At 48.6% G+C, this 5,969-nt stretch carries 5 protein-coding genes and 1 pseudogene; 4 read left to right on the forward strand and 2 right to left on the reverse strand.

Going from position 1 to position 5,969, the window contains the following annotated elements; genetic code table 11:
• Window positions 1-48: 48 nt before the first annotated feature.
• A complete protein-coding gene (locus CX664_RS24175; protein WP_101749176.1) occupies window positions 49-474 on the reverse strand; it encodes a hypothetical protein in 426 nt (141 codons plus the stop codon).
• A 225-nt stretch (window positions 475-699) separates the two neighbouring features.
• Here CX664_RS24175 and clpB point away from each other — a divergent pair, with 225 nt between their 5' ends.
• The 4 genes and pseudogenes from clpB to CX664_RS24200 all read left to right on the forward strand — a co-directional run.
• Window positions 700-3,282, forward strand: a complete 2,583-nt coding sequence (clpB, locus tag CX664_RS24180) for an ATP-dependent chaperone ClpB (protein WP_101749177.1) — start codon at window positions 700-702, stop codon at window positions 3,280-3,282.
• 137 nt (window positions 3,283-3,419) lie between these two features.
• On the forward strand, window positions 3,420-4,223 hold the full coding sequence (locus CX664_RS24185; RefSeq protein WP_101749178.1) for a Cof-type HAD-IIB family hydrolase: 804 nt from the start codon (window positions 3,420-3,422) through the stop codon (window positions 4,221-4,223).
• Window positions 4,224-4,562: 339 nt separating this feature from the next.
• Complete coding sequence (locus CX664_RS24195; RefSeq protein ID WP_101749180.1) at window positions 4,563-5,537, forward strand: hypothetical protein; 975 nt, start codon at window positions 4,563-4,565, stop codon at window positions 5,535-5,537.
• A 1-nt stretch (window position 5,538) separates the two neighbouring features.
• Window positions 5,539-5,667 (forward strand): annotated as a pseudogene (locus CX664_RS24200) (IS1595-like element ISEnu2 family transposase); the annotation flags it as partial.
• Here the strand turns inward: CX664_RS24200 and CX664_RS26750 are convergent.
• Window positions 5,664-5,969: hypothetical protein (locus tag CX664_RS26750; RefSeq protein ID WP_180966617.1), on the reverse strand; the 306-nt coding region annotated here is incomplete at its 5' end. The pseudogene CX664_RS24200 and the gene CX664_RS26750 overlap by 4 nt on opposite strands.

Here is a 5,969-nt window from a genome sequence, read left to right on the forward strand (position 1 = left end):
AAAATATAAACTATCGTACACTAGGTGCAACCGCCCTGAGGGGAAGGTTCATTCAGGAATGGGGGAGAGTCTTTTGGTATAGGTGCTAGCAGTCCAATGGTGGTAATGGGGTTCTGATGCCTGTTGTTTATCGTTGTTGGGTTTGATTTGCGGGTAACAGTTATCTGCTGGCTCAGATACCGGTTGGAATGTGCTCATACGAGGCGTCTCTGGTTCTACTTTGCGCAAAGCCAGTTCGATCCATTGGCTTTCTGAGGGTACTTGCGCAGAGGATGTTTTTTTTACGAAGTCTCCGGTCAGGCTATCGAAACTTTGTAAATGCCGGGTTGGTGAACTTATTGTTTCTATTTGTCCGTGCTTAAACGGGTTGATGGTGTTTGGCGGTTTTTTTTGGTAAGCATCTGTTGGAGTCGAAACATTTTGAGGGTTTTTCCGGGTGAAATTTAACCGGCTGATCCCAGCTAAACAGTTCATTCAGTTCATCCTCATAATGGCTGGCTCAAAAAGAGCAGACTGGCAATAGGGGGGATTGGTTCCTGTTGATTAAATAAAAAGACGTTTTCACAGTTACGATTTACAGTTCATCCTTGAAATGCCACACACCAGCACTATATAGATAGCTAACCATATGAAATCATCTGTTTCTGGCTATTTAGAAGTAAAAACCGGAAGTGAGATCATGAGTAGGAGAAGGTCATTATGAGAATGGATCGACTGACCAGCAAGCTCCAGTCAGCTCTGTCTGATGCCCAGTCTCTGGCTATTGGCAAAGATAACAATCAGATTGAGCCCGTCCACCTTTTGCTTGCGCTCATCGACCAGAAGGGAGGCTCGGTCAAGCCTCTGCTGATGCAGGTCGGGTTTGATGTGAACACCCTTCGTGGTGAGCTGACCGACATGTTGGAACAGTTGGCCAGGGTGTCATCGCCGACCGGTGATATTCAGACGTCCCAGGCCCTCTATCGAATGCTGAACCTTGCGGACAAAAAAGCACAGCAGGCCAGTGACCAGTTTATTTCCAGTGAAACCATGCTGCTGGTCATGATGGAAGACAGTGGTCCGCTGGGCAAATTACTGAGCAGTCAGGGAGTCAGCCAGAAAGCACTGGAAAACGCCATTAAAAATATTCGCGGAGGTGCGTCTATTGACGACCCGAGTGCGGAAGATTCCCGAAACTCCCTGGGCAAATACACCATTGATCTGACCGAGCGTGCAGAAGAGGGTAAGCTGGATCCGGTCATTGGGCGGGATGATGAAATCCGGCGGACGATCCAGGTTCTGCAGCGAAGAACCAAAAACAATCCGGTGATTATTGGAGAGCCGGGCGTCGGTAAAACCGCCATTGTTGAAGGACTGGCCCAGCGTATCGTCAATGGTGAAGTGCCGGAAGGTCTGAAAGGAAAAAGACTGCTATCACTGGATATGGGTGCATTGATCGCTGGTGCCAAGTTCCGGGGAGAGTTTGAAGAGCGGCTGAAGTCGGTGCTGAATGACCTGGCCAAACAGGAAGGTCAGATCATCCTGTTTATTGATGAAATACATACCATGGTGGGTGCCGGTAAAGCGGATGGTGCCATGGACGCCGGGAACATGCTGAAACCTGCGCTGGCCAGGGGCGAGTTGCATTGTGTCGGTGCCACGACCCTCGATGAGTACAGACAATATATTGAGAAAGACGCAGCCCTTGAAAGGCGTTTCCAGAAGGTGCTGGTGGATGAGCCCACGGAAGAGGATGCCATCGCCATTCTCCGTGGCCTGAAGGAACGTTATGAGGCGCATCACGGAGTTGATATTACTGATCCGGCCATCATTGCCGCGGTCAAACTGTCCCAGCGTTATATCACTGATCGACAACTGCCGGATAAGGCGATTGATCTGATTGATGAGTCCGCCAGCCGTATTCGGATGGAAATGGACTCCAAGCCGGAAGCCATGGATCGACTGGAACGTCGCCTGATTCAACTCAAAATAGAACAGGAAGCCCTGAAGAAAGAAGATGATGAAGCGTCCAGGGAACGTCTGGCCAGGCTGAATGAGCAGGTTGGTGAACTGGAGCGCGAGTATTCCGACCTGGAAGATGTCTGGAAAGCAGAAAAAGCCCAGTTGCAAGGGGGGCAGAAGCTGCGTGAAGCAAAAGAAAAACTGTTGATTGAGCTGGAAGCCGCCAGACGGGCAGGAGATTTAACCAAAATGTCCGAAATTCAGTATGGCACCCTGCCGGAACTGGATAAACAGCTGGCCCAGGCGGATGCCCTGGAAACCGGCGAGCATCAGCTTTTGAGAAACCGGGTCACGGAAGAAGAGATTGCTGAAGTGGTGTCCAAATGGACAGGCATTCCGGTTGCCAAGATGTTGGAAGGCGAGAAAGAGAAGTTGCTGCGTATGGAGGATGCGCTCCATAAACGGGTGGTTGGCCAGGATGAGGCAGTGATTGCGGTTGCTAATGCGGTGCGGCGCTCCCGGGCCGGGTTAGCGGACCCCAACCGCCCTAACGGCTCCTTTATGTTCCTTGGCCCAACCGGTGTTGGTAAGACCGAACTGTGTAAGGCGCTGGCTGAATTTCTGTTTGATACGGAAGATGCCATCGTCCGTATCGACATGTCAGAGTTTATGGAGAAACACTCGGTTTCCCGCCTGTTAGGTGCGCCTCCGGGGTATGTAGGTTATGAGGAAGGTGGCTACCTGACCGAAGCCGTACGTCGTAAGCCCTACTCTCTGGTGTTGATGGATGAAGTTGAGAAGGCGCATCCGGATGTTTTTAATATTCTTCTGCAGGTATTGGAAGATGGTCGTCTGACCGATGGTCAGGGGAGAACGGTAGACTTTAAAAATTCCGTTATTGTCATGACATCAAACCTGGGGTCTGACCTTATTCAGACATTCCAGAACAAAGAGACCGGTGAAACCGATTTTGAACAGCTGAAAAGTACCCTGATTGAAGTGGTAGGCACGCACTTCCGGCCAGAGTTTGTTAACCGGATTGATGAGGTAGTGGTATTCCATCCGCTGGGTGCCAGCCAGATCAAATCTATCGCCAGCATACAGTTGGCTAACCTGGATCGCAGGCTGGCGGACAATAATCTACGGCTGGCGCTTTCTGATGAGGCAATGGATCAGCTGGCAGAAGTCGGTTTTGATCCGGTTTATGGTGCCCGGCCGTTGAAGCGGGCTATTCAACGGAGCATAGAAAACCCGCTGGCTGAAGCTATTCTATCTGGCCGATATAAACCAGGTGATACCATTAACGTGGCAGTGCAGGATGGGGAGCTGGCGTTTTCCTGATTGAGAAAACTACGGATTGAACGATTTTCCACCTGGCCTTACGTTAGCAGGTATTTTTTTCAAGGGAAGGGACTGCCTGCTTCCTCAGGATACTCTTCCTCTGTTTTCTGCAATAGGATTTGCATAGAGGTATTTATATGTATCCAGTGGTTGTATCTGATCTTGATGGAACTCTGCTCACCAAACAGCATGAACTTTCTCCCAGAACCCGTGACGTGATTCGGCACCTGAGTGAGAAAGGTATCAAATTTATTTTTGCTACTGGCCGCCACTTTCAGGATGTTGAAAGAATAAGATCACAGCTTGGCGTGGATATGTATCTGATTACCAGCAATGGTGCCAGAGTTCATAATCCGAAGGGCGAAATGATTGTTCAGCACGATATTAACCCCGAATTTGTGCAGCCATTATTGTCCCTGCGAAAACCCTTTGCAGATAAGGTTCATACCAGCGTTTATCAGGGAGAGCAGTGGCGGGTTGAGGTTGAGCATAAGGACCTCCATGGGTTCAGCAAGGCTAGCGGCTTTACCTATCATTTGGCTGATTTTGATGCGGTTGAAACCAGTGCCATCCAGAAGATCTTTTTTGTCGCGGAATCCCACGCTGACTTATTGCCACTATCTGACCGGGCCCGTGAACTTTACGGTGATCAGTTTTATATGACCTACTCTCTGCCGGAGTGTTTTGAAATTATGGCACCGGGCGTTTGCAAGGGGACAGCACTGGAAGAGGTGCTGAAGCTGAAAGGCTATGGTCTGCAGGATGCCATCGCTTTTGGTGATGGTATGAATGACTTTGAGATGCTGTCCAGCGTCGGCAAAGGTGTGGTGATGGGTAATGCGGACCCATCGCTGGTGAACAGTCTGCCGGGGCTTGAGCGTATTGGTCATTGTGATGACCACGCGGTGGCTGAGTACCTGGCGAAGCTGTACAGCCTTTAACTATTCCCTGTTGGTGGTCCTGACGCATGGCTGCATTGGCATGGCCAGCAAGGGTGACCACCGTCTTCCTCGTCAGCCGTGCGCTGGCTTGCCAAAAGCTTTACATCATCATTGCTAATATCTATGGCATTTCTTTCTGCCGGGTTGACATTAACCCTGGGCGGTTCATGGTATGGAGGAACTTTTACAAGAAAGAACAGTCCTAGCTTTTGATTCAATTATTCAATTATTCAATTATTCAATTATTCAATTATTCAATTATTCAATTATTCAATGACTGATCCATATTTTAACTCCCACTTTCTGTGTTTGGAGTTTCAAAAAGCGTACGAATCTGTTATGTCGAACAATGGATTGGTTTTGTATGGCTGGCCGCAGCAAAGAGGTTTAGCGTTTGGGCTGCCGGTTGAACAAACTGCACCTGTCAGGTATTTGGATACTTCGATTCCATGTGGTGCAAGCTTTAATAACCCGGTCAGGGGTGCTCATTTTAAACAAGTGCCAGCCAGTGCTATTTATTCTCAAGAATCTGAACAAGGCGAACCGATAGACTTATCACATAGACCCGGAGCATACCGGCAAGCCGACCAAAATACTAAAATCCTTACCGTTCAACCTGAAATAAGAATTGATCGGGTTTGGAGTATGGGGGATGAAGCGAATGCTTACTTATATTCTATCAATGCTAATCACACTGCACCTGCTTCAACACTGAAAGACACTGCCGTAAATGAGTCGAACGTTAAAGCTTCTACTTCCGGCTCTGGTGAATCTCTGACCATATCTCATGATAAGACGTACCAGAAGGCTTATGCCCAGTCCGAAAAACGGGAGGCTACCCGAAAAGCTTACCATGAGCCCGATAAAGGACGGGTGTGTCGGCAAACTCAACCACGGTCCGAAAAACGGAAGGCTACCCAGAAAGCTTATGCACATTCCGAGAGAGGGAAGGCTACCCAAAAGACTTATGACCAGTCCGAAAAGCGGAAGGCTTCCCAAAAGGCTTATGCACATTCCGAGAGAGGGAAGGCTACCCGAAAGGCTTACGACCAGTCCGAAAAGCGGAGGGCTGCCCAGAAGATTAACAATAAGACTTACAATAAGTCCGAAAAAGGGAAGGCTGTCCGATGGGCTTATGAGAATTCCGAGAAACGGAAGGCTTGCCTGAGGGCATACCATAAGGTTTACCAGAAGGCTTATTATCACGTTTTCAAAAATACCGGTGATAGAGAACGAGCAAGAATTGCTGCCAAGCAAGCAACTGCCTTAAAAAGAGAATCGGATAAAACAAAAAATAATGAGCTTTCAAACTGACTCAGATGCAAGCCTTGCACATGAGAAGCTTGCGAGAACCTTGGGGTTCACCTTTAAAGAACTGGTGTCATCCTCTGGAATACGGGTTATAGAAGGTGTTTTTCACCTGCAACGTGTGAATGCATATCACAGCCCTTGTAGGAACTCTTCCATCCAGTCATCGTTGTTGACTAGTTCTGACTCTGTCGCCAATGAATCCAAATCCCATTCCACTATTTCATCAAGCCCAAGTGGGTCTCTTCTCCTTTTCTCGCTGGCTTCATTCCATTCTTTCCGTGTTTCTGAATCCACTGCGTAGCTCATTTTGCAGATAGCAGTGCTTAATTCAACATAAGTCATTCGGCTTCGGTGGGGTTCCAGCAGTTCAAGTTCTGCATGTCCCAATTCGCGAAGACGATCCAGAGCTTCCATTGCCGCGTCAAAGTTAGATAG

Origin of the sequence: Endozoicomonas acroporae (genome assembly GCF_002864045.1) — a bacterium.
GTDB classification, from domain to species: Bacteria; Pseudomonadota; Gammaproteobacteria; order Pseudomonadales; family Endozoicomonadaceae; genus Endozoicomonas; species Endozoicomonas acroporae.